Source organism: Pseudomonas sp. 22085, from assembly GCF_052045815.1.
Lineage (GTDB): Bacteria > Pseudomonadota > Gammaproteobacteria > Pseudomonadales > Pseudomonadaceae > Aquipseudomonas > Aquipseudomonas glycinae.
Genome location: NZ_JBQEQA010000014.1, coordinates 55,627 through 78,980 on the forward strand (window position 1 = coordinate 55,627; position 23,354 = coordinate 78,980).

Genomic DNA, 23,354 nt, shown 5'->3' on the forward strand with positions numbered 1-23,354 from the left:
TCAAAGCGAACCTTGAGGTTTGCACGGTCCCTGTGGGAGCTGGCTTGCCAGCGATGGGCGCACCACAAATCCGGAATATTCACCCGCAATGGATCGCGCAGACAGGCCCAGGAAGGGGCGGGATGTCTTGTCGTTCTGCGTCATTGCCACAACCACAATAAAGGCAAACAGGAGCATTTTTCATGAGTTCATCGACCGCCGGGCAAAACGCCGGGCAACTGGAAACCCGGGGCATCGAACCGGTGCCGGAAGGTGAGTGCAACGGTCATCCGCTGCAACTGTTCTGGGTCTGGTTCGCTGCCAACATTTCCATCCTCGGCCTGCCGCTGGGCGCCACGCTGGTTGCGTTTCGCGGCCTGGCGATCTGGCAGGCGATCATCGTCGCGATCCTCGGCGCTGCCGGTTCGTTCGCGGTGGTGGGGATCATCTCGATTGCCGGCCGTCGCGGTCGTGCGCCGAGCCTGACTTTATCGCGGGCAATCTTCGGTGTACGCGGCAATATCGGCCCGACGCTGGTGTCGCTGATGTCGCGCCTGGGCTGGGAAACCGTCAACACCACCACCGCCGCGTTCGTGCTGCTGTCGTTGTGCTCGATCCTGTTCGGCTCGCCGGTGGAAGCCAAAAGCGCGCCGGTGCTGACCCTGATTTTCATCGCGATTTTCGTGCTGCTGACCCTGTCGGTGTCCGGCCTCGGCCACGCCACCTTGCTGGTGATCCAGAAGTGGGCGACCTACGTGTTCGGTGCGCTGAACATTCTGGTCGGCGGCTTCCTCTGCGCGACCATCGACTGGAGCGCGGTGTTCAACGCCACGCCGGCGCCGATGAGCGCGATGATCATCGGTATCGGCACCATGGCGGCCGGCACCGGGATCGGCTGGGCCAACGCCGGCGCCGACATGTCGCGCTATCAGCATCGCAGCGTCAAAGCCGTGCGCCTGGTGGCTTCGGCGGCGTTCGGTGCGGGGATTCCGCTGGTGCTGCTGATCACCCTCGGCGGCTTGCTGTCGGTGGGCAACAATGACCTGGCGTCGGCGACTGATCCGATCGTGGCGATCCGCGACATGCTGCCGACCTGGATGGCCGTGCCGTACTTGATCACCGCATTCGGTGGCCTGCTGCTGTCGAACAACCTGTCGGTGTACTCCGCCGGTTTGACCACGCTGACCCTCGGCTTGAAGGTCAAGCGCGTGTACGCGGTGGTGGTCGACATCGTGGCGATCTTCGCCGGTTCGATCTACTTCATGCTGATCGCCGACAGCTTCTACGGGCCGTTCATTACCTTCATTTCCCTGCTGGCGGTGCCGATCACCGCGTGGGTCGGGATCTTCGTGGTCGACCTGATTCACCGTCACTACTACAGCCCCAAAGACCTGCTCGACGTCAGTCCGAGCAGCGCCTACTGGTACAGCGGCGGCATCGAGTGGCGCGCGTTCGGCGCGTGGGCGATTGCGATCGTGCTGGGCTTCAGTTTCAGCACCATCGGCACCACGGCTGAAAATGTCTGGTTCAAGGGCTTCCTGTCCGACTCGTGGCTGGGCCACAACGGCCTCGGCTGGATCGTGACGTTTGTGGTCGCTGGCGGCATTTACTTCGTACTCGGCGGGGCGAGAGATCGCCGCGCTGCGCAATCCGAGAATGCTCATGCCTAAGATGTTGCACACCGGCCAGGTCATCATTGACCTGGTCATGGCCGTGGATGCGCTGCCGCAAATTGGCGGTGACGTGCTGGCGCAGTCCGCCAGTTTCGAAGCCGGCGGCGGCTTCAATGTGATGGCTGCCGCCGCGCGCAATGGCTTACCGGTGGTCTATCTCGGCCGCCACGGCAACGGTCGGTTCGGCGATCTGGCGCGGCAGGCGATGAATGCCGAAGGCATCCGCATCGGCATCCAAAGGCCTGCAGAACGCGACACCGGGATCTGCGTGGCGCTGACCGATGCGTCGGCCGAGCGCAGCTTCATTTCCTACATCGGCGCCGAAGGCGAGGTCACGACGGCGGAGCTGAACAGCGTCACCGCCGAGGAGGGGGACTACGTCTACGTCAGCGGCTACAGCCTGCTGCACAGTGGCAAGGCCCAGGCGTTGCTGGACTGGACGCTGGCGTTGCCGAGGACGATTAACGTGGTGTTCGATCCGGGCCCGCTGGTGGAATCGCCGGACTCACCGATGATGCAGGCGTTGCTGCCGCGCATCGATGTGTGGACCAGCAACAGCGTCGAGGCGCTGCGTTTCACTGGCGCGGCGGATATCGAAACCGCGCTGGACCGCCTGGCCGTGCACCTGCCACAGGAGGTGCTGATGGTCGTGCGCGACGGTCCGCAGGGTTGCTGGATTCATCAGTGCGGCGAGCGCCAGCATGTGCCGGGTTTCAAGGTGCAGGCAGTGGACAGCAACGGCGCGGGCGATGCGCATGCCGGCGTATTCGTCGCCGGGCTGGCACAAGGACTGGCCGCTCACGAAGCCGCAAGGCGCGCCAACGCTGCGGCTGCGTTGGCAGTCACCCGCTGGGGCCCGGCGACCGCTCCTGGCTCTGCCGAGGTTGATGTGCTGATCAGCAAAAATTGCACTGACTGAACGATCGCAATCGCTGGCAAGCCAGCTCCCACAGGTTTCAGTAGGGGGCGCAGTTTTTGCCAGCCCTTTGATTTCCGTGGGAGCTGGCTTGCCAGCGATAAGGCCTTCAGCCGTTACATCCAGTCTGGACCTAGCCGGCTCTGCGCAACGCCGCAATCAACTCATCTTTTCGCATCGACGAACGCCCGGGGATTTTCCGCTCCCGGGCCTCCTTGCGCAGGCTATCGACCGTCTGCACTTCGCGTGAAGCCTTGCTATCGCGCGAATGTCCCTCACGGCTTACTGTCGCGCGCCGCGCCGACTCCTTGCGATCTGAAGCTTTGGCGCTGGCCGGTTTCCGGCGCCCGGAACCTCCGGCCTTCTCGCCGCCGCCGGACTGTTTGTTCACTGTCGCCCAGGCGCGGGCTTCAGCTTCGTCCTTGGACATCCCTTTGTTCTGATAGCTGTCTTCGATGTGTTCGGCTTTGCGCTTCTGTTCTTCAGTGTATTTGGCTTTGCTTCCACGAGGCATGGCGAGTCTCCTGGTGGTTGGATGAATCTCGGTATGAACCGGCGCAGGCAATGCATTCGAACACTGCTTGCGCCAGTGACCGGAAGCGTCAGGTATCGAGCTTACGCGCCGCTTCCACACCCGCAGCGCTGAGCTTGATCGGCAGATTCAGCGAATGCTCTCCCGCTTCATTGCAAGTGATGTGTCCGTGGTGAATCAGTCCACGCTCCTGCAGGGCGGCGAGGGCACTGGCCACAACTTTCTCGCCGCGATAATTGTCCAGCACCTCTTTACCGAGGCCGCTTGGGTGGGCATGCAGCAGGCGGGTGAGGACTTCTTTTTCCAGGTTTTTATCGACGTTCATGGTTACCTCTTCAGGGAAGTGGATAAGACACGTTGCGTGGATGAAGCATGGATCACTGTCCTGCGCCTTCAGAGCCCGAACCACCCGTGGTGGTTTTCGAGCCGACGCCGGGACCGGCGTTGTCGGGGGCGGCCGGAGCGTCGGGGGTGTTCATGCCGCCCTGACGACCAGGATCGCTGCCCTGGGTGCGAGGATCGGTTCCTGTGGCGGGAGGCTGATTGATCAGCGGTACACCCGAACCGTCGGTATTCATACCGGGGGCACTGTTGATGGCAGGTGCTCTGGGCTGGGTGACCGGATCGGTCGGCCCGGTGCCGGCGGCGGTGGTCGAGGCAGCGAATACCGCCGGACTAAGGAGGGTTGCGAATACGAGCGCAGTCAACCTTGACGGGATCATAGGGGGTCTCCAGTGATTGAAATCCTTACCTCACGTTGGTCTGCCCTCGTGAAAGATTGGTGCCTGATGAGCGACGAACGGTTCAGACGGGCTGAGCGCTTTCGAGGCCGATCTCGTCCTTGAACTGCTCCATGAAGCCTTTCAGGCGTTGATGGCGGAGCTGTGCCAGACGTTGGCCTGCAGTGGTCTGGAACCCGTCGGCGAGGTGCAGCAGTTTGGTCTGGAAATGATCGAGGCAGAATCGCTTGTCGTCGTACTCCCTGTCCTGGGCCTCGGGATCGTGTGGGTCATACAGCGCGCTGCCCATCCGTCCGGCGGTGTAGAAGGTGCGGGCGACGCCGAGCATGCCGAGGGAATCGAGACGGTCGGCGTCCTGCATCAGCCGCGCTTCGAGGGTAAGCGGGGTGATGTTGGCGGAAAAGCTGTGGGCTTCGATGGCGTGGGTGACGGCGTCTATTTTGGCCTCGGGCCAGTTCAGTTTTGTCAGCACCTTTGAAGCTTTTTCCGCTGCCAGACGCGATGCCTGTGAGCGCAGTGGCGAGTTCTTTTCCACCGCCACGCAATCGTGCAGCAGCACGGCCGCGAGCAGTACTTCAAGGTCGCCACCTTCCTCGATCTGCAAGGTGCGCGCGTTGTGCCAGACCCGTTGCAGGTGCGACAGATCGTGGGCGCCGTCCTCCGACGGCTCCAGCGCGTGGGGCAGCAGTTGGGCGGCGAGTTCCGTGAGAGGCGAAAAAGCGAGATTGTTCATGGGAGTCCTTGTGATCGTCGGCCGCGCTAGCCTAATCCGCGGATTGCCATGTGACGAGCGCCGCGCGGCGCCTTAGTATGGCGTTTTCCTTTTTCCTACAAGGCCCGTCCATGACGATCGAAATCCGCCCGGCGACCCCCAGCGATGCACCGCAAATCCTCGCGTTCATCACTGAACTTGCAGACTTCGAAAAGGCCCGTCACGAAGTCATCGCCAGCGTCGCGGACATTGAACGCAGCCTGTTCAGCGAAGGCGCCACGGCACATGGCCTGATCTGCCTGCGCGACGGCTTGCCGATCGGTTTTGCGGTGTTCTTCTTCAGCTATTCAACCTGGCTGGGCAGCAACTGCCTGTACCTCGAAGACCTCTACATCACCCCGGAACAACGGGGCGGCGGCGCCGGAAAAACCCTGCTGCGCCACCTCGCAAAAATCGCCTGCGCCAACGACTGCGGCCGCTTCGAATGGAGCGTGCTGGACTGGAACACCCCGGCCATTGAATTCTACAAATCCCTCGGCGCCCAGCCGCAGGAAGAGTGGGTGAGGTATCGCATGGATGGCAAGGTGTTGCGCGAGTTTGCCGAGGGCTGAACAAATAGTGGCAATCTGACTGTTGATTCGATTGTCCAAACCGCTCTAGTCCGGCATCCTGTGCGCCATTTTTGCGCGCTCACGGACGACACCTGCAATGCTCTGGCACTCTTTCTCCACGCCCGTGGAGCCTGCGCTGCGTCAACGAGTGACCGGCGATGAGCGGACTTCGGGCGTCGATCCGCCTCTACGGTCTGGTCAAAAACCTCGGCTCCAGCGACAACCCGAACCACCAACCGGTAGACATCCTCTGCACCGTCAACCGCATGGGCTGCAAAGCTATCCGTGCGTTTGTCTCGCGGCTCGATGCCGAGCTGATGGCGCGTAGCGCGGGCTACGATGACTACCGGGTGATACCGCTGCGAACGTTTGATCCGAACGGATTCATCGATGTTCATCAAGGCTGGCTGAGCCTGCACGTGTGCTGCGGATTTGTCGCGCCGGCCGGGCAATCGATGTTCCACCAAGGCGTGCTGTCGCCGATGGGCTGGTACGTCTACTCGGAAACTGGCCGCTGGACGGCCGAGCGCTACGCGTCACCGACCCCATGCCAAATCACCCTTACGCGATTCAACGCGCTGATGGGAGCGTGGAGCACGGCGTAACCAATGACGCGGGGTTTACCCATACCGTGAGTTCGCATTTGCCTGAGTCGATCAAGCTGTTCGTGGAGTAGGAAGATATGACTACTGAAAATCCTGCTCTGAAAGGCTGTAAAAGACTGGTCGTGACCCACGACCTGACCTGCAAAACGGACGGAACAGTCAAGCAGGCCACGATCACTCCCAAAAAGATTGTTCTGTTTTTTGTGGGTGGTGCGGGTGATAAAGAAAGTTATTACGGCACAGGCCCCAATAATAACGTTGCTGACGTCATGAAGGTGTTCGTCAGGGATATGGAGGCTGAGGGTATTTGTTCTGATAATTATGATGTCCACCATATTGGTTATAACTATTTTATTAGTGAAGATGATCTGAAAAAGAATGTGCTGGAGAAGATTGCTGATGTGACCACGCCTGTATATATCATTGGGCATAGCTTGGGCGGATGGAATGGTGCGCACCTGTCAGCTGTATTGACTGATAAGGGATATCGAATTCCGTGTCTGGTTACACTCGATCCGGTTGGCGAAGGAAAAATTGTGTGGGGAGTTTCTAACATCTACCGTCAGGAGCCGAAGCCGAAGGCGGAATATTGGGTTAACGTCAGAGCCGATGCCAAAGACTGGAATTTTTCCGATCTCGTAGCCGATTTTGGAGAGCAATGGGATATGAAAAGTGGGCCCAATATGAACGGGCGAGTGAATGTGAATCACGCCGATGCCTGGGTTATCTACACATCAGTCCTGCAAAGTGGCATCTCGGCCAGAGACGCTTTGATGCAGGTTGTTGTTACTCATTTCAAAGGACGGAAATGTGCGTAATATAATTTTATGTATGGCTTTCTTGCTTTGCACTTCCTGTGCGATGAATCATGGTAAGCCCACTGCTCATTTACAATACGCTGGTGTTGAACGTTATTTGGATAGGAATATTTATCAGGTGCGTTTTTCGTCTGATGTTGATGTTGTCAATCTTTTCAAATCAAAAATAAGCCAGACGCTGCTGTGTTCTTTTGAGGACGATTTTGATTTTTCGGCACCTCACTCTGCGGGTAGATATGGAGAGGGTTTTGTCGAGGCTGAAATTTCAAGTGCCGGGCCGGTTTTCAGGGCGGATGTTTTATTTTTCAAAAGAAAAAACGATACCAGTGAAAAAATCATTGAAGGTGAGGCATTGAGGTCTTTATTAGTGGGCCGAGAGTCTATTGTCTGTAAGGTCAGAATTAATTCCTACTCCTATAAAATATATTTGTCGGAGGACATGAAAGTTCCAACGGCAGATCTGTTAAGAGAGATCGATAAGTTTTAAACGGGATGCGATCCGTGCGGACAGGCGGTGCTCGTTGCTCAATTCGCTGTCCGGGCTTTTAAGAAAGGCAAATCCCAAAATATGGGATGAAAAATTACATATTGAGATTTCCCGCCTGAGAGGTCTATAGTCCAGCTCACTCACTGCCAATAACAAAACAGGTGAAGCGATGCTGGCGCAATTGATCGCGCTCGATTGGGGGACGACCTCACTACGTGCTTACAAAATCGCGGCGGGCGGGCAGGTGCTGGCGCAGCGGTCGCTGTCGTTCGGGATCATGCAGTTGCCGAAGACGCCGAGGGTCATCAACGGTCGTGAATGCTCCGACGGTTTTGAACTGGCGTTCGACGAGGCGTGCGGCGACTGGCTCGACGCGCAGCCCGACTTGCCGGTGATTGCCTGCGGCATGGTCGGCAGCGCCCAGGGCTGGCGCGAAGCGTCCTACCGCGATACGCCGGCCAACGTGGCCGATCTCGGAAAATCCCTGCAAACCGTTCGCAGTCTTCGCGGTGTTGATGTGCACATCGTGCCGGGTGTGATTCAGCGCTCGACGCTGCCGAACGTGATGCGCGGCGAAGAAACCCAGGTACTCGGCGTCCTGCAGAATCTGCCGGTCGAGGCGGGCAATGATCTGCTGATTGGCCTGCCGGGCAGTCATTCGAAATGGGTGGAAGTGGCCGACGGCTGCATCACCCGTTTCGACACCTTCATGACCGGCGAAGTGTTCGCCGTGCTCAGCGAGCACAGCATTCTCGGCCGTACCCAACAGCACAGCGCGACGTTCGACGCCGAGGCATTTGATCGCGGCGTGCAGGTGGCGTTGTCGGCAGAGGGTGAGATCGGCGTGCTGTCGACCCTGTTCAGCGCCCGCAGCCTGGGGCTGACCGGTGAGCTCAGTGCCACCGCGCAACCGGACTATCTGTCCGGGCTGCTGATCGGCCACGAGCTGACAGCGTTGGCCGCCGTGCAACGGCGCCGACGCAACAGCACAGACCTTCCATCGATCATCCTCATCGGCAACGCGCAATTGTGCGCCCGCTACAGCCGGGCCCTCGACGCCTGCGGTTTCGCCCGGGTGACATTGGCCGAGCAGGCGACCGAGCGTGGTCTGTGGCAACTGGCGCTTGCCGCCGGACTGATTGATTCCTCATCCCGTTAACCCTGACTGGAGGCCTGACATGCTCAAGCAAGCACTGGCACAAAACGGTCTGATCGCGATCCTGCGCGGCCTGCATCCGCAGGAAGCCGCCGCTGTCGGAGAAGTCCTGTATGCGGCCGGATTTCGCGTTATTGAAGTACCGCTCAATTCCCCCTCGCCGTACGAAAGCATCCGTATTCTGCGTAAGGCCTTGCCCGCCGATTGTCTGATCGGTGCCGGCACGGTGCTGACCCCGGAACAAGTCGAATTGGTGAAGGAGGCCGGCGGCCAGGTGATCGTCATGCCCCACAGCGATGCCAAGGTGTTGCGGGCGGCAAAGGCAGCCGGGCTGTACCTGTCGCCGGGCGTCGCCACGCCGACCGAAGCCTTTGCGGCGCTTGAGGAGGGCGCGGACATTCTCAAGCTGTTCCCGGCCGAACAGATGGGCCCTGCGGTGGTGAAAGCCTGGCTGGCGGTGTTGCCGGCCGGGACGGTTCTGGCGCCGGTCGGTGGCATCACGCCGGACAACATGCAGGCGTTCATCGACGCTGGCGTCAAAGGCTTCGGCCTCGGTTCCGGGCTGTTCAAACCGGGCATGACGATTGAGCAAGTGGCGGCCAATGCCAAGGCCTACGTGGCGGCCTGGAAGGCCCTTCGCTAAGACTTTTCCGGCGCTGCGTGCGCTGCATCTAACAAGAGAGACAAGCAGATGAAAATCACCAAACTCACCACCTTCATCGTCCCGCCGCGCTGGTGCTTCCTGAAAGTCGAAACCGATGAGGGCGTGACCGGTTGGGGTGAGCCCGTGGTCGAGGGCCGCGCCCACACGGTTGCTGCTGCGGTCGAGGAATTGTCCGATTACCTGATCGGCAAAGACCCACGCAATATCGAAGACATCTGGACCGTGCTGTATCGCGGTGGCTTCTATCGAGGCGGCGCGATCCACATGAGCGCACTGGCCGGTATCGATCAGGCGCTGTGGGACATCAAGGGCAAGGCCCTCGGTGTATCGGTCAGCGATCTGCTCGGCGGTCAGGTGCGCGACAAGATCCGCGTGTATTCGTGGATCGGCGGTGACCGTCCGGCGGACACCGCGCGGGCCGCTAAAGAGGCGGTGGACCGGGGTTTTACGGCGGTGAAAATGAACGGCACCGAGGAGCTGCAATTTCTCGACACCTTCGAAAAAGTCGATCTGGCGCTGGCCAACGTTGCCGCCGTGCGCGATGCGGTGGGGCCGAACGTCGGTATCGGCGTCGACTTCCATGGCCGGGTGCACAAGCCGATGGCCAAGGTGCTGATGAAGGAGCTCGATCCTTACAAATTGATGTTCATCGAAGAGCCGGTGCTCAGCGAAAACTACGAAGCGCTGAAAGAACTGGCACCGCTGACCAGCACGCCGATTGCCCTCGGCGAGCGGCTGTTTTCGCGCTGGGACTTTAAACGGGTGTTGAGCGAAGGCTACGTCGACATCATCCAGCCGGATGCCTCCCACGCCGGCGGCATCACCGAGACCCGCAAGATCGCCAACATGGCCGAAGCCTACGACGTGGCGCTGGCACTGCATTGCCCGCTGGGGCCGATTGCACTGGCGGCGTGTCTGCAACTGGACGCCGCTTGTTACAACGCGTTTATCCAGGAGCAGAGCCTGGGCATCCATTACAACGAGAGCAATGACCTGCTCGATTATGTGAAGGATCCACGGGTGTTCGACTACGACAAGGGCTTCGTGAAAATCCCCAACGGCCCGGGCCTGGGAATCGAGATCAACGAGGAATACGTGATCGAACGCGCGGCGGTCGGCCACCGCTGGCGCAACCCGATCTGGCGGCATGCCGATGGCAGTTTTGCCGAGTGGTGAGTCGCTGATTCCCTTCTAAGCGATCGTTCCCACGCTCCGCGTGGGAATGCCTCAATGGACGCTCTGCGTCCGCTCTTGGGACGCAGAGCGTCCCGGGCTGCATTCCCACGCAGAGCGTGGGAACGATCTCGCCTGCTAAATCCGACCTCAATAAACATAAGAAGAGGCGCTCCCCATGCAACCGCAAACCCTTATTGGGCAAGCGACGTTAGTCGCGCCCAGCCGCAAGCGATTTTTCATCATGGTGTTGCTGTTCATCACCGTGGTCATCAACTACCTCGACCGCAGCAACCTGTCGATTGCCGCCCCGGCACTGACGACGGATCTGGGCATCGATCCGGTGCACGTCGGGCTGATCTTCTCGGCGTTCGGCTGGACCTACGCCGCCATGCAGATCCCCGGCGGCTGGCTGGTGGATCGGGTGCCACCGCGCATCCTTTACAGCGTCGCGCTGCTGTTGTGGTCGCTGGCCACGGTGATGCTCGGGTTCGCCGCCAGTTTCATCGCGCTGTTCGTGCTGCGCATGGCGGTCGGTGCGCTGGAAGCGCCGGCGTATCCGATCAACAGCCGCGTGGTGACGACCTGGTTCCCCGAGCGTGAGCGGGCCACGGCCATCGGCTTCTACACCTCCGGGCAATTTGTCGGGCTGGCGTTTCTGACCCCGGTGCTGGCGTGGCTGCAACATGAATTCGGCTGGCACATGGTGTTTGTTGTGACCGGCGCGGTAGGCATCATCTGGGCGGCGATCTGGTACGCGGTGTATCGCGAGCCGCGTGATTTCAAAGGCGCCAACCAAGGTGAAATCGACCTGATCCGCGAGGGCGGCGGGTTGGTGGACATCGCCGCCGAAACCGCCAAGGTGAAGGCGAAATTCAGCTGGACCGATCTCGGCATTGTCCTGAGCAAACGCAAGTTGTGGGGGATCTACCTCGGCCAGTTCTGCCTGAACTCGACGTTGTGGTTTTTCCTGACCTGGTTCCCGACCTACCTGGTGAAGTATCGCGGCATGGACTTCATCAAGTCCGGTCTGCTGGCGTCGCTGCCGTTTCTCGCCGCGTTCATCGGCGTGCTGTGCTCCGGGTTCTTTTCCGACTTCCTGATTCGCCGTGGTTGCACCGTCGGGTTTGCGCGCAAGTTGCCGATCATTGGCGGGCTGCTGATTTCCACCTCGATCATCGGGGCCAACTTCGTCGAATCGACGTCGTTGGTGATTGCCTTCCTGGCCCTGGCGTTTTTCGGCAACGGGCTGGCGTCGATCACCTGGTCGCTGGTCTCGACACTGGCGCCGGCGCGGTTGCTGGGCTTGACCGGTGGGGTATTCAACTTCATCGGCAACCTGTCGGCGATTGCCACGCCGATTGTCATCGGCTTCCTGGCTAGCGGCGATTCGTTCGCCCCGGCGATCACCTACATCGCGGTTCTGGCATTGATCGGTGCTTTGTCCTACGTGCTGCTGGTGGGCAAGGTCGAGCGCATCGAGTTGTAGTCGTCCCTGTCGGGCGACCATAATGCCGCCCGTTCCCTCGCTCAACGCTAAAGGCTGGATATGCAGGAAGACGCCCCGAAAACCGCCAAGGACGCCGCGCCGACCGGCACCCAGACCCTGCTTCGCGGGTTGGGTGTGGTGCAGGCCGTCGCCAGTGGCGCCCGCGATCTCAAAGAGATTGCCCGCCTGATCGGTACCACGCGCAGCACCACTCATCGTCTGGCCAGTTGTCTGGTGGACGAGCGCTACCTGCGCGTCGTGCCGCAAGTCGGTTATCTGTTGGGGCCGAAGCTGATCGAACTGGGTTTCCAGGCGCGTGAGGAATTGCCGCTGGTGACCCTGGCCGGGCCTTATCTGGACGAGTTGTCGGCGCTGACCGGCGACACCGTTCACCTGGGCATTCGTGAAGGCGACGAGGTGCTTTATTTGCTGAAGAATCCGGGACGCAACGGCCCGGAAATGCGCTCGCGGGTCGGCCATCGCATGCCGCTGGCGCGGACCGGGATCGGCAAGGCGCTGATGCTGGATGACGCGCCGCAGGACTGGCAGCGTCTGTACGACATCAGTCTGCCGGCGGGTGGGAAAAGTCAGTTCTGGCCGCAGCATCCCCAGCAGTCGTGGGAGCAGCTGGAGCAGCGGATGACCGAGTACGTGGCCGGTGGCTATGCGTTCGATCTGGAAGACAACGAGCCGTCGATCCGCTGCGTGGCGGCGCCGATCCGCGACGCGAGCAAGCGCATCGTCGCGGCCATCAGCATCGCCAGCACCGTGCCGTACATGCCGCTGGAAAAAATGGCCGAGCTGATTCCCCTGATCAAAGGGGTCACGGCCCGGCTCTCGGCGGAGCTTGGCTTGAAGGTCTGAGGAATCAGAGCTTCAGAGTCGCCATGTCGATCACGAAGCGGTACTTCACATCGCCGGCGATCATACGGGCGTAGGCTTCGTTGATCTGGCGGATGTCGAGCATTTCGATGTCGCAGCTGATGTTGTGTTCGGCGCAGAAATCCAGCACTTCCTGGGTTTCTGCGACGCCACCGATCAACGAACCGGCCAATATGCGACGACCCAGCACCAGTTTCGCGGCGTGGACCGGCGGATCGATCGGTTCGATCAGGCCCACTAGAATGTGCACGCCATCGAAGCGCAGGGTGTCGAGGTACGGGTTCAGATCGTGCTGCACCGGAATGGTGTCCAGCAGGAAGTCGAAACGGCCGGCAGCGGCTTTCATCTGCTCTTCGTCGGTGGAGACGATGACGTGATCGGCGCCCTGACGACGACCTTCCTCGGCCTTGCTTGCCGAACGGGTGAACAGCGTCACTTCGGCGCCCATGGCCTTGGCGAACTTGATGCCCATGTGGCCGAGGCCGCCCATGCCGAGAATCCCGACCTTGTCGCCGGCCTTAACGCCGTAATGCTTGAGCGGCGAGTAGGTGGTGATGCCGGCGCAGAGAATCGGCGCGGCGGCTGCCAGATCCAGCTTCTCGGGAATGCGCACCACGAAGTGTTCGCTGACCACAATGCTGTCCGAATAACCGCCCATGGTGTTGCTGCCATCGACCCGGTCTGGAGTGGCATAGGTCATGGTCGGGCCTTCGAGGCAGTATTGCTCGAGGTTCGACTGGCAGGCTTCGCAGGTGCGGCAGGAGTCGACCATGCAGCCGACGCCGACCAGATCGCCGACCTTGTGCTTGGTGACATTCGCACCGACGGCGGTGACTTTTCCGACGATCTCGTGGCCGGGCATCAACGGGTAAACGGCGATGCCCCATTCGTTGCGCGCCTGGTGGATGTCGGAGTGGCAGACGCCGCAGTACAGAATTTCGATGGCGACGTCGTCGGCCCGTGGGCTGCGGCGTTCGAACTTCATCGGGGCGAGGGGAGTGGTGGCCGTTTGAGCGGCATAGCCGATGGCGGTGTACATGTGAAACCTCGCAAAAGCAGTGACAAGTGAGGCGGCGCATTCTGGGCGCCGTCCGGTCGTCCGGCCATGGCGATTCCTCCGGGTGTCATGCCTAATCCTCCGGCATGCGGGGTTGATCGGTCGCATTGGCAAAAGGATCTGCGATGATGCTTTCATCCCTTTTTCCGTGATTTTTTCTGAAGAGCCACCCGATGCAATTGACCCGTCACCTTGATGCCAACGCCACCCTGGTTTCGCTGATCGAACCGCTGGCGCTGCGCGATGGTTACAGCCAGACCGGGCTGCCGGGCGTGCAGGTGTTGCGCGCCAGTTGCGACGTCGCCCGTGGCCCGCACATTTATGAACCGAGCCTGATGATCATCGCCCAGGGCAGCAAACTGGCGTATCTGGGGCCGCGCACTATGGAGTACGGCGCCGGGCATTACCTGATTCAGGCGTTGCCGGTGCCGTTCGAGTGTGAGACCTACGCGTTGCCGGACGCGCCGTTGCTCGGCGTGTCGGTGGCGATCGATCGGGTGCTGCTCGGTGAACTGGTGCTGGCCATGGGGCTGGCGCCGGGGCGACATATTCCGGCGCAGACACCGGAGTCGATGACGTCGGTGGTGCTCGACGATGACATGCGTGGTTGTGTCGAACGCTTGCTGCGTTGTCTGCACGATCCGCTGGAATGCCAGATTCTCGGACCGGCGCGGGTGCGGGAGTTGTTGTTCGTCGCGTTGCGCGGTCCCCAGGCCGATGTGCTGCGGGCGCTGGTCGAGCAGCAGGGGCAGTTCGCCCGGGTGGCGGCTTCGATCAGTCATCTGCATGCGCATTACACCGAGCCATTGAATGTCGAGACATTAGCCAGTTGCGCGAACATGAGTGTTTCGACCTTTCATGAGCATTTCAAACGCAGCACGTTGCTGTCGCCGGTGCAGTATCTGAAGCGTTTACGTTTGTTGAAGGCGCAGACGTTGTTGATCGCCGAGGGGTTAGGCGTGGCGCAGGTGGCGCATCGGGTGGGGTATCAGAGCACGTCGCAGTTCAGTCGCGAATACAAACGCTATTTCGAGCGTAGCCCCGGGGAGGAGCGCGCTGCCTGATCTGCCTCAATCCTGTGGGAGCTGGCTTGCCAGCGATCGCGGTGCTTCAGCCTGCAGCAATGTTGTCTGACACGGCCCCATCGCTGGCAAGCCAGCTCCCACCGGTATTGATGTGATGCACTGAATCGCGGGCAACAAAAAGGCCCCCATACAGGGAGCCTTGATGTTCAGCGGTTCGACTTATATGTTCCGTTTACATATTTGGATAGGTCGGGCCGCCGGCGCCTTCCGGCGTCACCCAGGTGATGTTCTGCGAAGGGTCCTTGATGTCACAGGTCTTGCAGTGCACGCAGTTCTGGGCGTTGATCTGGAAGCGCTTCTCGCCGTCTTCCTTGGTGATCACTTCATACACACCGGCCGGGCAGTAGCGCTGTGCCGGCTCGTCGTACAGCGGCAGGTTCTTGCTCAGCGGGATAGTCGGGTCGGTCAGTTTCAGGTGGCACGGCTGTTCTTCTTCATGGTTGGTACCGGAGATGAACACCGAGCTCAGCTTGTCGAAGCTGATCTTGCCGTCGGGTTTCGGGTAGTCGATCTTCTTGCAGTCGGCCGCGAGCTTGAGGCAGGCGTAGTCAGGCTTGGTGTCGTGCAGGGTGAACGGCAGTTTGCCGCCGAAGATGTTCTGATCCAGCCAGTTGAAACCGCCGCCGACGATGGCGCCGAACTTGTGGATCGCCGGGCCGAAGTTGCGGCTGGCGAACAGTTCTTCGTAGAGCCAGCTCTTCTTGAAGGCGTCAACGTAAGTGGTCAGCTCTTCGGTGCCGTCCTTTTCAGCGAACAGCGCATCAGCCACGGATTCAGCGGCGAGCATGCCGGACTTCATCGCGGTGTGGCTGCCCTTGATCTTGGCGAAGTTCAGGGTGCCGAGGTCGCAACCGATCAGCGCGCCGCCCTTGAACACCATCTTCGGCAGCGAGTTCAGGCCACCTTTGCAGATTGCACGTGCGCCGTAGCTGATGCGCTTGCCGCCTTCCAGGTACTGCTTGAGTACCGGGTGATGCTTGAGGCGCTGGAATTCGTCGAACGGCGACAGGTAGGTGTTGCTGTAGGAAAGATCGACGATCAGACCGACCACCACCTGGTTGTTTTCCAGGTGATAGAGGAAGGAACCGCCGGTGTTCTCGGTGCCCATGATGTCCATCGGCCAACCGGCGGTGTGCACCACCAGGCCTGGCTGGTGTTTGGCCGGGTCGATTTCCCAGATTTCCTTCAGGCCGATGCCGTAGTGCTGGGCGTCGGCGTCGCTGTCGAGGTTGTAGCGCTTGATCAGTTGCTTGCCGATGTGGCCACGGCAGCCTTCGGCGAACAGCGTGTACTTGCCACGCAGTTCCATGCCCGGGGTGTACAGGCCTTCTTTCGGATGGCCTTCGCGGTCGACGCCGAGGTCGCCGGTGATGATCCCGCGCACCACGCCGTTTTCATCGATCAGCGCTTCCTGAGCGGCGAAGCCCGGGTAGATTTCCACGCCCAGGTTCTCGGCCTGCTGAGCGAGCCAGCGGCACAGGTTGCCGAGGGAGATAATGTAGTTGCCTTCGTTGTGCATGGTCTTGGGCACAAAGAAGTCAGGAATTTTCTGCGCGCTTTCGGCGTTTTTCAGCACGAAGATGTCATCGCGGGTGACTGGCGTGTTCAGCGGGGCGCCGAGTTCTTTCCAGTCCGGGAACAGTTCGTTCAGGGCCCGTGGTTCGAATACGGCACCGGACAGGATGTGCGCGCCGACTTCGGAGCCTTTTTCGACCACGCAGACGCTGATTTCCTTACCGGCTTCGGCGGCCTTCTGCTTCAGACGGCAGGCGGCGGACAGGCCAGCGGGGCCGGCACCGACGATGACCACGTCGAATTCCATGTATTCGCGTTCCACAGGCTATCTCCTACTCAAGGCTCAACAGTTTTTTTTCTAATTTGGAGGTTCGGTGTCGTATCCGTTATTGCCTTTACGTTAACGTCAAGGGTAATAATGGGCAAACCACCTTTCTCTCTAGGCGGCGCATTATATCTACACCACTCCTAGCGTCCAATACAAACGTTTGTTTGAATCGGCTCCAGCCCAGAGAAATCAAAGAAGCGCGGCTTATGACAGGGCATTTTGGCGTATTGACCAGAATGGGCGTTCCGGTCAAGATACGGGCGGTTTTGCGCTCGCCGTAGGCTGAATGGTGGTTTCAAGAGCACCTCTAAAGACAGGGCGTAGGCGGTAACCGGTGATGCGCAGCGCAGGTTCGGCGCGCAGTTTACACACCGCGAAGCGGCATGACTCGTCGGTCACGACTGACGAACGGTCATCCCGTTCAGCCGGCGTTTTTAGAGGTGCCCTTGTGCCCGATGAGCATCAACCGCCAGGTTCGCCTAGGCGACTTTCTTTTCACCGGAGAGTAACGAGGAATCCATGAAGGTTCTTGTAGCTGTCAAACGCGTTGTGGATTACAACGTCAAGGTTCGCGTCAAGGCGGACAATTCCGGCGTAGACCTCGCCAACGTCAAGATGTCGATGAACCCGTTCTGCGAAATCGCAGTGGAAGAAGCCGTACGCCTGAAAGAAAAAGGCGTTGCGACTGAAATCGTCGTCGTCTCCATCGGCCCGTCCACCGCTCAGGAACAGCTGCGTACCGCACTGGCTCTGGGTGCCGATCGCGCCATCCTCGTCGAATCCGCTGAAGACCTGACTTCCCTGGCCGTGGCCAAGCTGCTCAAGGCCGTGGTCGACAAGGAACAGCCTCAGCTGGTGATCCTGGGCAAACAGGCCATCGACAGCGACAACAACCAGACCGGCCAGATGCTCGCTGCACTGAGCGGCTACGGTCAGGGCACTTTCGCGTCGAAAGTCGAAGTCTCCGGCGACAGCGTTGCCGTGACCCGCGAAATCGACGGCGGCGCGCAGACCGTTTCCCTGAAACTGCCAGCGATCGTCACCACCGACCTGCGTTTGAACGAGCCGCGCTACGCGTCCCTGCCAAACATCATGAAAGCCAAGAAGAAGCCTCTCGAGACGCTGACTCCGGACGCTTTGGGCGTTTCCACCGCCTCCACCAACAAGACCCTGAAAGTCGAAGCGCCGGCTGCACGCAGCGCGGGCATCAAGGTCAAGTCGGTGGCTGAACTGGTCGAGAAACTGAAAAACGAAGCGAAGGTAATCTGATCATGACTATCTTGGTAATCGCCGAACACGACAACAAGGTGCTGGCTCCGGCCACCCTGAACACCGTGGCTGCCGCTGCCAAAATCGGCGGCGACATCCACGTTCTGGTTGCCGGCCAGGGTGCTGGCGCCGTGGCTGAAGCCGCTGCGAAAATCGCTGGCGTGAGCAAAGTCCTGAACGCTGACAATGCTGCCTACGCGCATCAGCTGCCGGAAAACGTTGCTCCTCTGGTTGCAGAGCTGGGCGCTGGCTACAGCCACATCCTGGCTGCCGCCACTTCCAATGGCAAAAACATCCTGCCGCGCGTTGCCGCTCAGCTGGACGTTGACCAGATCTCCGAAATCATCTCGGTAGAAAGCGCTGACACCTTCAAGCGTCCGATCTACGCCGGTAACGCCATCGCTACCGTGCAATCGACCGCAGCGATCAAAGTGATCACCGTGCGTGCCACCGGTTTCAACCCGGTTGCTGCTGAAGGTGGTTCGGCTGCCGTTGAAGCGGTTGCGGCTGCTCACAACGCCGGTACTTCCAGCTTCGTCAGCGAAGAGCTGGCCAAGTCCGATCGTCCTGAGCTGACCGCTGCCAAAATCGTCGTTTCCGGCGGCCGCGGCATGCAGAACGGCGACAACTTCAAACACCTCTACGCTCTGGCCGACAAGCTGGGCGCGGCTGTTGGTGCTTCCCGCGCTGCGGTCGACGCAGGTTTCGTACCGAACGACATGCAGGTCGGTCAGACCGGCAAGATCGTTGCGCCACAGCTGTACATCGCCGTTGGTATCTCCGGCGCAATCCAGCATCTGGCCGGTATGAAAGACTCCAAAGTGATCGTCGCGATCAACAAGGACGAAGAAGCGCCGATCTTCCAGGTGGCCGATTACGGCCTGGTGGCGGACTTGTTCGAAGCCGTACCTGAGCTGGAGAAGCTGGTCTAATCCGGCTGCTTCACTTATAAAGAGCCCGACCTTTTGGTCGGGCTTTTTTTTGTCTCGGATTTGAGTGGGAGCGTTTCGCCATGGATCTGCATCATCGGTTGAGCTGCTCGTGGTTGCTGGCGCTGGCATTGTTGCCGGGCCTGTCGGTGGCGGCGGGCAAATGCGAGCGGCTGGTCGTCACCGGCAGCCCGGATGCGCCGCCGTACCTTTGGCAGGATCCGCAGAACCCCAAGCAACTGATCGGTGCCAGTGCGGACCTGTTGCGACAGGTGGCCAAGGAGCTGGGGATCAAAGTCGATCTGCTGTACGCCGGCAAGCGTTCCCAGGCCCTCGACGAAGTGCGCAGCGGGCGCATGGACATGCTGGCCGACGCGCCAATGAACCTCAATGAGCTGGAAAACCTTGACTACATTCACCCGCCGTTGCTGGAAAACGATTATCTGGTGTGGACGCGCAAGGGCTCGACCCTCGTTTATAGCGAAGCCAGGGACCTGCACGGGCATACCGGCGGTTTGTCGGAAAAGTCTCGAATGACCCCGGCATTTGGCACTTTTGCCGAGCAGCAATTGACCCTGACCCGTACGGCAAACCTGACCCAGGCGTTTCAGAAACTTCTGCTGGGCGAGGTGGAATATGTACTCGCCGGTCGCTACTCGGGCATGGCGGCCGCGCAGGCATTGGGCATGGCCAATGATCTGCTGGCCTTTGAACAACCCATCGACCGCCCCGGTCTGTTCCTCGCGGTTTCGCACAACTCGGCCTGCAACGATCCGTGGTTGCGCGGACAGCTGGCCAAAAAGATGACAGAATTGCCCGCGTCCGGCCTGACGGAAGCCGCGCTGCAACGCAACATCGAGCGCTGGAAGGCGCAGCAGCAACAGCCGCCGCAACCACCTGTCAGCGCCCCAAAACAGTAGGGATTCTTAGTGAGTAATCGACTTCTTTTCGCGGCCATGGCCGTCCTGGCCCTGGCCGGTTGCGCCAGCGATCCGGCACCCAACGAACAAATGCGTCTGACCGAGCAGGCCCTTGAGCAAGCCAAGGCCGTCGGCGCCACCGCCGAAGACGTGCCGGAAATGAAACTGGCCGAGGACAAGTTCAACCGGGCCAAAGGCAGCATGGCGGGTGAGTCTTACAAGAATGCGCGGATGCGCTTCGAACAGGCCGAACTCGACGCACGCCTGGCGGAGGCCAAAGTCCTGACCCAGAAGAGCGAGGAGCAAGTGAACGTGCTCAACACCCGCATCGTCCGACTGCGCAAGCAACTGGGGAATGCCCAATGAGCCTGAAGTCCAAAACTCTCGGCGCTCTGATCCTCGCCGGTTGCGCCAGCCTGTACGGCTGCGCCGGTCAGCACAGCGAAACCGCATTGCAGCAGGCCAGCAGCGACTTCCAGAAGGTCAAGGAAGATTCCAACGTGCTGCGTATCGCGCCGAAAGATGTGATCCGCGCCGGTGAGTCCCTGGCCCGCGCCGATCGTCTGTCGACGTACTGGGGCAGCGGCTCGGACGTGGTGCATTACGCCTACCTGAGTCAGCGCTACAGCGAAATCGCCCGTGAGCACACCAATCAGGTGCTCAACGAAGAACGTGTGGCGAAGCTGGAACTTGAACGCCAGCGCCTGCAACTGGCCCTGCGCGAGTCCAAACTGTTGAGCGTGCAACAGCAGGGCAAATGGCTGGAAGAGCAGATCGTTGCGCTGGCCACCACCCAGACCGATCGTGGTCTGGTGATGACCCTCGGTGACGTGCTGTTCGATACCGGCGAAGCTGAACTGAAAAACTCGGCCAACCGCGTGGTGCTGAAGATCGTGCAGTTTCTGCAACTGAACCCGAAACGCATCGTGCGCATCGAGGGCTACACCGACAGCACCGGCGGCAAGCAGGAAAACCTCAAGCTTTCCCGCGACCGCGCACAGTCGGTGGCCGACGTGTTGACGGACCTGGGCATCGACGAAAAACGCATTCAGGTCGAAGGCTACGGCGATGAATACCCGGTGGACGCGAACGCTTCCGAGCGTGGACGTGCGCAGAACCGTCGGGTGGAAATCGTGTTCTCCGACGAAAAAGGCCAGCTCGGCGCCGCCCGCTGAGGGGGGCGTTACTGGAAAGCCCGGGCTGTCAGGCAGCGCCGGGCTTTTTTACGTCTGTCGATTACCTCACAAAGCAGTACAGATTTAACCGACACAGCACTGTATGGTTGACTAATATGGCAACTGTCCCAGTACACTTCCAAACTGTTCCGGTATTGTTTCACACAAGAATAAAACGCCCGTGAAATCGAGTGCTGCGTCATGACCAATCTCTTGCTCTACCAACGTATTGCTCAACAGCTGGCCGAAGATATCCGCCGTGGCGTCTATCAACCGGGCGAGCGCGTACCTTCGGTGCGCAAGATGAGTTCGCAGCTCAACGTCAGCCATGCCACGGTGTTGCAGGCTTACGCCAATCTCGAGGATCAGGGCCTGATCCGTGCGCGGCCGCAGTCCGGTTACTATGTCCACCAGACTCCTGCACTGACGGCGCCCACGCCGGACATTGCCCGGGTCGAACGGCCAGGCCTGGTCACCCGCAGCAGCATCATTCAGCAAGTGCTGGTCGAATCCCGTCGTGAAGGCGTGTTCCCGCTGGGGGCGGCGGTGCCGAGTGTCGATTATTTGCCGGTGCGCGCCCTGCATCAGCAGTTGGCCAAGGTCACCCGGTTTCACAGCCCTCGGGCGTTCAGCTACATGTTCAGCCCGGGTTTCGAGCCGCTGCGCCGGCAGGTGGCGATCCGCATGCGCGATGCAGGCGTGGTCGTTGACCCTTCGGAAGTGGTGATCACCCACGGCTGCGTCGACGCATTGCAGATGTCATTGCGAGTGCTGACCCGCCCCGGCGACCTGATCGCCGCCGAATCCCCCACCTATTACGGCCTGTTGCAACTGGCGGATCTGCTGGGCCTGAAAGTCATCGAGATCCCCAGCGACCCCGCCACCGGCATGAGCCTCGAAGCCCTGCAACTGGCGGCCAATCAATGGTCGATCAAAGCGCTGGTACTGACCACTCGCCTGAGCAATCCACTCGGCGGCACCATGCCCGAAGAGCGGCAGAAACAGCTGCTGCGACTGGCCTCGGATTTCGATATCCAGATCGTCGAAGACGACATCTACGGCGAGTTGATGTTCGAGCAGGGGCGCACCAAGTCGCTCAAGGCTTACGACCGGCTAGACCGGGTGATTTATTGCTCGAGCTTTTCCAAGACCTTATCGCCCGGTGTGCGCATCGGCTGGATGATCGCCGGCAAGTACCAGCAGGAAATCCAGCGCTTGCAGACCTTCAGCACTCATTCGGCGTGCAGCGTCACGCAAATGGCCATCGCGGCGTACCTGGAAAACGGCGGCTATGACCGGCATTTAAGGTACATCCGCCAGGAATACCGAAAAAATCTCAGCGCATTCCAGCTGGCGGTTCAGCAGTATTTTCCCGAAGGCACGCAGATGACCCGGCCCACCGGCGGATTCATTCTGTGGGTCAGTCTGCCGGGGCGGGTCAACACCCAGGAGTTGCACGTGCGGGCGCTGCAACAGGGCATCAGCATTGCGCCGGGTCTGATCTTCAGCAACACCGAGCAGTTCAACCACTGCATCCGGTTGAACTGCGGCATCCCGTGGAATCGCGAGGCGGAACGGGCGCTGATGACCCTCGGCATGTTGGCGACACAGCTCTGCCAGGAGATGGTCGGCGGATTCTGAAACAATGGCGGAGCTTGTCATGTGGCGTCCAACAGGCGAGCATATGGCCCTCTGCCGTCAGCTTCGTTGGGTTCATGAAAGCGAAATTTTCTGCCGCCTGGGTTGTGCTATGCCTGCTGTTGATGGGTCATGTACCCGGTGTTTTGGCGGCTGCAGCGCAGGAAAAGGCGCCGGCCACTGCCAACGCGAAGAAACCGGCGACGACCAAAAAAATCGCTCCAGCGAAAACCACGCAGCAGAAAAAGGCTGCTCCGGTCAAGAAGCGCGCACCAGTGGCTACCAAGTCAAAGTCGGCGAAAGAAGTGGCCAAGACGCCATTGCCGTCTGCGAAGCTCGACTTGAGTCTGCCCAGAGACATGGTTCAGGAATTGAAACCCCCCGGCTCCGTGACGCTGCCCAAGCGCGAAGCGATCCTGCCGCAGATGTTCGGTGACAAGAACAGCGGGTTCCAGCTCAATGGACGCTTGCTCAGCAACGAAATGCAGCTGCAACTGCGCAATGAAGAGCGCCGTGAAGTCGAAGGCGCGGCGCTGGATTTCGAGTTCAAGCAATAAATCGTCCCCGTCGGTGACCCGCAGACCAGACGCTTTGTCGGAGACTGGTCAGTCATTTTCGTTTCTGCGTAAAAACCCCGGCTCAGGGAATTTAAAACAGCCGTTTAAGCGGTTACCCTGTCCCGCGTCCCTTTAACACATTGCCCGCTGCGAGGAACGCGTCGTCATGAAATGCCGTGAAGGCTGTGGCGCCTGCTGTATTGCCCCTTCCATCAGTTCGCCGATTCCAGGCATGCCCGATGGCAAACCTGCCGGTGAACGCTGCGTTCAGTTGTCGGTCGATAACCTGTGCAACATTTTCGGCCGACCGGAGCGTCCGGCGGTCTGTTCAGGATTCAAGGCCGATCCGGAAGTCTGCGGCAGCAGCCAGGAAGATGCGATCAGACTGCTCGGCTGGTGGGAGCAGATGACGGCGGCGTGATGTGTCAAACGAACGGAACTTCA

The 23,354-nt window shown here is 60.2% G+C and carries 26 protein-coding genes and 1 pseudogene; 21 read left to right on the forward strand and 6 right to left on the reverse strand.

Features of this window, described 5'->3' with window-relative positions; genetic code table 11:
- Positions 1-182: 182 nt before the first annotated feature.
- Both ACTJK7_RS18320 and ACTJK7_RS18325 read left to right on the forward strand, forming a co-directional pair.
- A complete protein-coding gene (locus tag ACTJK7_RS18320) occupies positions 183-1,649 on the forward strand; it encodes a purine-cytosine permease family protein (protein ID WP_440780205.1) in 1,467 nt (488 codons plus the stop codon).
- Positions 1,642-2,571, forward strand: coding sequence for a PfkB family carbohydrate kinase (locus tag ACTJK7_RS18325; RefSeq protein WP_440780203.1), 930 nt, complete (start codon positions 1,642-1,644; stop codon positions 2,569-2,571). The genes ACTJK7_RS18320 and ACTJK7_RS18325 overlap by 8 nt, the downstream gene beginning before the upstream one ends.
- Positions 2,572-2,701: 130 nt before the next feature.
- Here ACTJK7_RS18325 and ACTJK7_RS18330 read toward each other — a convergent pair whose 3' ends face one another.
- The 4 genes from ACTJK7_RS18330 to ACTJK7_RS18345 all read right to left on the reverse strand — a co-directional run bounded on the left by ACTJK7_RS18330 (position 2,702) and on the right by ACTJK7_RS18345 (position 4,573).
- A complete protein-coding gene (locus ACTJK7_RS18330) occupies positions 2,702-3,082 on the reverse strand; it encodes a Rho termination factor N-terminal domain-containing protein (protein ID WP_064383457.1) in 381 nt (126 codons plus the stop codon).
- 88 nt (positions 3,083-3,170) lie between these two features.
- Positions 3,171-3,425, reverse strand: coding sequence for a hypothetical protein (locus ACTJK7_RS18335; RefSeq protein WP_011335416.1), 255 nt, complete (start codon positions 3,423-3,425; stop codon positions 3,171-3,173).
- 52 nt (positions 3,426-3,477) lie between these two features.
- Positions 3,478-3,822, reverse strand: a complete 345-nt coding sequence (locus ACTJK7_RS18340; protein ID WP_011335415.1) for a hypothetical protein — start codon at positions 3,820-3,822, stop codon at positions 3,478-3,480.
- A gap of 82 nt (positions 3,823-3,904) precedes the next feature.
- On the reverse strand, positions 3,905-4,573 hold the full coding sequence (locus ACTJK7_RS18345) for an HD domain-containing protein (RefSeq protein ID WP_108562960.1): 669 nt from the start codon (positions 4,571-4,573) through the stop codon (positions 3,905-3,907).
- Positions 4,574-4,683: 110 nt separating this feature from the next.
- Here ACTJK7_RS18345 and ACTJK7_RS18350 point away from each other — a divergent pair, with 110 nt between their 5' ends.
- The 10 genes and pseudogenes from ACTJK7_RS18350 (at position 4,684) to ACTJK7_RS18395 (ending at position 12,419) form a co-directional block, all read left to right on the forward strand.
- Positions 4,684-5,163: a GNAT family N-acetyltransferase gene (locus ACTJK7_RS18350; RefSeq protein ID WP_041475599.1), complete on the forward strand. Its 480-nt coding sequence runs from the start codon at positions 4,684-4,686 to the stop codon at positions 5,161-5,163.
- Positions 5,164-5,321: 158 nt separating this feature from the next.
- On the forward strand, positions 5,322-5,768 hold the full coding sequence (locus ACTJK7_RS18355; RefSeq protein ID WP_223290668.1) for a hypothetical protein: 447 nt from the start codon (positions 5,322-5,324) through the stop codon (positions 5,766-5,768).
- Positions 5,705-5,839 (forward strand): annotated as a pseudogene (locus ACTJK7_RS18360) (PAAR domain-containing protein); the annotation flags it as partial. The gene ACTJK7_RS18355 and the pseudogene ACTJK7_RS18360, both read left to right, overlap by 64 nt.
- A gap of 6 nt (positions 5,840-5,845) precedes the next feature.
- Positions 5,846-6,586: an alpha/beta hydrolase gene (locus ACTJK7_RS18365; protein ID WP_440780200.1), complete on the forward strand. Its 741-nt coding sequence runs from the start codon at positions 5,846-5,848 to the stop codon at positions 6,584-6,586.
- Positions 6,579-7,073, forward strand: a complete 495-nt coding sequence (locus ACTJK7_RS18370; protein ID WP_440780198.1) for a hypothetical protein — start codon at positions 6,579-6,581, stop codon at positions 7,071-7,073. The genes ACTJK7_RS18365 and ACTJK7_RS18370 overlap by 8 nt, the downstream gene beginning before the upstream one ends.
- A gap of 169 nt (positions 7,074-7,242) precedes the next feature.
- Positions 7,243-8,232, forward strand: coding sequence for a 2-dehydro-3-deoxygalactonokinase (locus ACTJK7_RS18375; protein ID WP_323151208.1), 990 nt, complete (start codon positions 7,243-7,245; stop codon positions 8,230-8,232).
- Between the two features lie 19 nt (positions 8,233-8,251).
- Positions 8,252-8,872, forward strand: a complete 621-nt coding sequence (locus tag ACTJK7_RS18380) for a 2-dehydro-3-deoxy-6-phosphogalactonate aldolase (RefSeq protein WP_108562958.1) — start codon at positions 8,252-8,254, stop codon at positions 8,870-8,872.
- Between the two features lie 48 nt (positions 8,873-8,920).
- Positions 8,921-10,069, forward strand: coding sequence for a galactonate dehydratase (dgoD, locus tag ACTJK7_RS18385; RefSeq protein ID WP_108562957.1), 1,149 nt, complete (start codon positions 8,921-8,923; stop codon positions 10,067-10,069).
- A gap of 175 nt (positions 10,070-10,244) precedes the next feature.
- Positions 10,245-11,555 (forward strand): MFS transporter, encoded by a 1,311-nt coding sequence (locus ACTJK7_RS18390; protein ID WP_108562956.1) that lies wholly within the window; start codon positions 10,245-10,247, stop codon positions 11,553-11,555.
- A gap of 60 nt (positions 11,556-11,615) precedes the next feature.
- Positions 11,616-12,419 (forward strand): IclR family transcriptional regulator, encoded by an 804-nt coding sequence (locus ACTJK7_RS18395; RefSeq protein ID WP_007950852.1) that lies wholly within the window; start codon positions 11,616-11,618, stop codon positions 12,417-12,419.
- A 4-nt stretch (positions 12,420-12,423) separates the two neighbouring features.
- On the opposite strand, the gene ACTJK7_RS18400 is transcribed toward ACTJK7_RS18395, so the two are convergent.
- Entirely contained in the window at positions 12,424-13,476 is a 1,053-nt protein-coding gene (locus ACTJK7_RS18400; RefSeq protein WP_108562955.1) for an NAD(P)-dependent alcohol dehydrogenase, read from the reverse strand.
- 191 nt (positions 13,477-13,667) lie between these two features.
- Here ACTJK7_RS18400 and ACTJK7_RS18405 point away from each other — a divergent pair, with 191 nt between their 5' ends.
- On the forward strand, positions 13,668-14,558 hold the full coding sequence (locus tag ACTJK7_RS18405; protein ID WP_064383443.1) for an AraC family transcriptional regulator: 891 nt from the start codon (positions 13,668-13,670) through the stop codon (positions 14,556-14,558).
- 193 nt (positions 14,559-14,751) lie between these two features.
- Here ACTJK7_RS18405 and ACTJK7_RS18410 read toward each other — a convergent pair whose 3' ends face one another.
- Positions 14,752-16,416, reverse strand: a complete 1,665-nt coding sequence (locus tag ACTJK7_RS18410) for an electron transfer flavoprotein-ubiquinone oxidoreductase (protein ID WP_007950858.1) — start codon at positions 16,414-16,416, stop codon at positions 14,752-14,754.
- A gap of 525 nt (positions 16,417-16,941) precedes the next feature.
- Here ACTJK7_RS18410 and ACTJK7_RS18415 point away from each other — a divergent pair.
- The 8 genes from ACTJK7_RS18415 (at position 16,942) to ACTJK7_RS18450 (ending at position 23,331) form a co-directional block, all read left to right on the forward strand.
- Positions 16,942-17,691, forward strand: a complete 750-nt coding sequence (locus ACTJK7_RS18415) for an electron transfer flavoprotein subunit beta/FixA family protein (RefSeq protein ID WP_007950859.1) — start codon at positions 16,942-16,944, stop codon at positions 17,689-17,691.
- 2 nt (positions 17,692-17,693) lie between these two features.
- On the forward strand, positions 17,694-18,623 hold the full coding sequence (locus tag ACTJK7_RS18420) for an electron transfer flavoprotein subunit alpha/FixB family protein (RefSeq protein WP_440780197.1): 930 nt from the start codon (positions 17,694-17,696) through the stop codon (positions 18,621-18,623).
- A gap of 80 nt (positions 18,624-18,703) precedes the next feature.
- Positions 18,704-19,540, forward strand: a complete 837-nt coding sequence (locus tag ACTJK7_RS18425) for a substrate-binding periplasmic protein (protein WP_108562953.1) — start codon at positions 18,704-18,706, stop codon at positions 19,538-19,540.
- A gap of 9 nt (positions 19,541-19,549) precedes the next feature.
- Entirely contained in the window at positions 19,550-19,906 is a 357-nt protein-coding gene (locus ACTJK7_RS18430) for a DUF4398 domain-containing protein (protein ID WP_170928976.1), read from the forward strand.
- Entirely contained in the window at positions 19,903-20,715 is an 813-nt protein-coding gene (locus tag ACTJK7_RS18435) for an OmpA family protein (RefSeq protein ID WP_064383437.1), read from the forward strand. The genes ACTJK7_RS18430 and ACTJK7_RS18435 overlap by 4 nt, the downstream gene beginning before the upstream one ends.
- Positions 20,716-20,916: 201 nt before the next feature.
- Positions 20,917-22,356 carry an aminotransferase-like domain-containing protein gene (locus ACTJK7_RS18440; RefSeq protein ID WP_108562952.1) on the forward strand — a complete coding sequence of 480 codons (1,440 nt, stop codon included), beginning with the start codon at positions 20,917-20,919 and terminating at the stop codon, positions 22,354-22,356.
- A 74-nt stretch (positions 22,357-22,430) separates the two neighbouring features.
- Entirely contained in the window at positions 22,431-22,910 is a 480-nt protein-coding gene (locus ACTJK7_RS18445; protein WP_108562951.1) for a translation initiation factor 2, read from the forward strand.
- A 166-nt stretch (positions 22,911-23,076) separates the two neighbouring features.
- Positions 23,077-23,331: a YkgJ family cysteine cluster protein gene (locus tag ACTJK7_RS18450; RefSeq protein ID WP_007950870.1), complete on the forward strand. Its 255-nt coding sequence runs from the start codon at positions 23,077-23,079 to the stop codon at positions 23,329-23,331.
- Positions 23,332-23,354 lie beyond the last annotated feature (23 nt).

What these genes read in the sequence shown, in the direction of transcription:
- ACTJK7_RS18340 (WP_011335415.1), bottom strand. Translation starts at nt 3,822, where the DNA reads ATGATCCCGTCAAGGTTGACTGCGCTCGTATTCGCAACCCTCCTTAGT.
- ACTJK7_RS18335 (WP_011335416.1), bottom strand. Translation starts at nt 3,425, where the DNA reads ATGAACGTCGATAAAAACCTGGAAAAAGAAGTCCTCACCCGCCTGCTG.
- ACTJK7_RS18350 (WP_041475599.1), top strand. Translation starts at nt 4,684, where the DNA reads ATGACGATCGAAATCCGCCCGGCGACCCCCAGCGATGCACCGCAAATC.
- ACTJK7_RS18330 (WP_064383457.1), bottom strand. Translation starts at nt 3,082, where the DNA reads ATGCCTCGTGGAAGCAAAGCCAAATACACTGAAGAACAGAAGCGCAAA.
- dgoD (WP_108562957.1), top strand. Translation starts at nt 8,921, where the DNA reads ATGAAAATCACCAAACTCACCACCTTCATCGTCCCGCCGCGCTGGTGC.
- ACTJK7_RS18355 (WP_223290668.1), top strand. Translation starts at nt 5,322, where the DNA reads ATGAGCGGACTTCGGGCGTCGATCCGCCTCTACGGTCTGGTCAAAAAC.
- ACTJK7_RS18325 (WP_440780203.1), top strand. Translation starts at nt 1,642, where the DNA reads ATGCCTAAGATGTTGCACACCGGCCAGGTCATCATTGACCTGGTCATG.
- ACTJK7_RS18420 (WP_440780197.1), top strand. Translation starts at nt 17,694, where the DNA reads ATGACTATCTTGGTAATCGCCGAACACGACAACAAGGTGCTGGCTCCG.
- ACTJK7_RS18395 (WP_007950852.1), top strand. Translation starts at nt 11,616, where the DNA reads ATGCAGGAAGACGCCCCGAAAACCGCCAAGGACGCCGCGCCGACCGGC.
- ACTJK7_RS18400 (WP_108562955.1), bottom strand. Translation starts at nt 13,476, where the DNA reads ATGTACACCGCCATCGGCTATGCCGCTCAAACGGCCACCACTCCCCTC.
- ACTJK7_RS18390 (WP_108562956.1), top strand. Translation starts at nt 10,245, where the DNA reads ATGCAACCGCAAACCCTTATTGGGCAAGCGACGTTAGTCGCGCCCAGC.
- ACTJK7_RS18375 (WP_323151208.1), top strand. Translation starts at nt 7,243, where the DNA reads ATGCTGGCGCAATTGATCGCGCTCGATTGGGGGACGACCTCACTACGT.
- ACTJK7_RS18345 (WP_108562960.1), bottom strand. Translation starts at nt 4,573, where the DNA reads ATGAACAATCTCGCTTTTTCGCCTCTCACGGAACTCGCCGCCCAACTG.
- ACTJK7_RS18380 (WP_108562958.1), top strand. Translation starts at nt 8,252, where the DNA reads ATGCTCAAGCAAGCACTGGCACAAAACGGTCTGATCGCGATCCTGCGC.
- ACTJK7_RS18415 (WP_007950859.1), top strand. Translation starts at nt 16,942, where the DNA reads ATGAAGGTTCTTGTAGCTGTCAAACGCGTTGTGGATTACAACGTCAAG.
- ACTJK7_RS18445 (WP_108562951.1), top strand. Translation starts at nt 22,431, where the DNA reads ATGAAAGCGAAATTTTCTGCCGCCTGGGTTGTGCTATGCCTGCTGTTG.
- ACTJK7_RS18450 (WP_007950870.1), top strand. Translation starts at nt 23,077, where the DNA reads ATGAAATGCCGTGAAGGCTGTGGCGCCTGCTGTATTGCCCCTTCCATC.
- ACTJK7_RS18440 (WP_108562952.1), top strand. Translation starts at nt 20,917, where the DNA reads ATGACCAATCTCTTGCTCTACCAACGTATTGCTCAACAGCTGGCCGAA.
- ACTJK7_RS18405 (WP_064383443.1), top strand. Translation starts at nt 13,668, where the DNA reads ATGCAATTGACCCGTCACCTTGATGCCAACGCCACCCTGGTTTCGCTG.
- ACTJK7_RS18320 (WP_440780205.1), top strand. Translation starts at nt 183, where the DNA reads ATGAGTTCATCGACCGCCGGGCAAAACGCCGGGCAACTGGAAACCCGG.
- ACTJK7_RS18425 (WP_108562953.1), top strand. Translation starts at nt 18,704, where the DNA reads ATGGATCTGCATCATCGGTTGAGCTGCTCGTGGTTGCTGGCGCTGGCA.
- ACTJK7_RS18435 (WP_064383437.1), top strand. Translation starts at nt 19,903, where the DNA reads ATGAGCCTGAAGTCCAAAACTCTCGGCGCTCTGATCCTCGCCGGTTGC.
- ACTJK7_RS18365 (WP_440780200.1), top strand. Translation starts at nt 5,846, where the DNA reads ATGACTACTGAAAATCCTGCTCTGAAAGGCTGTAAAAGACTGGTCGTG.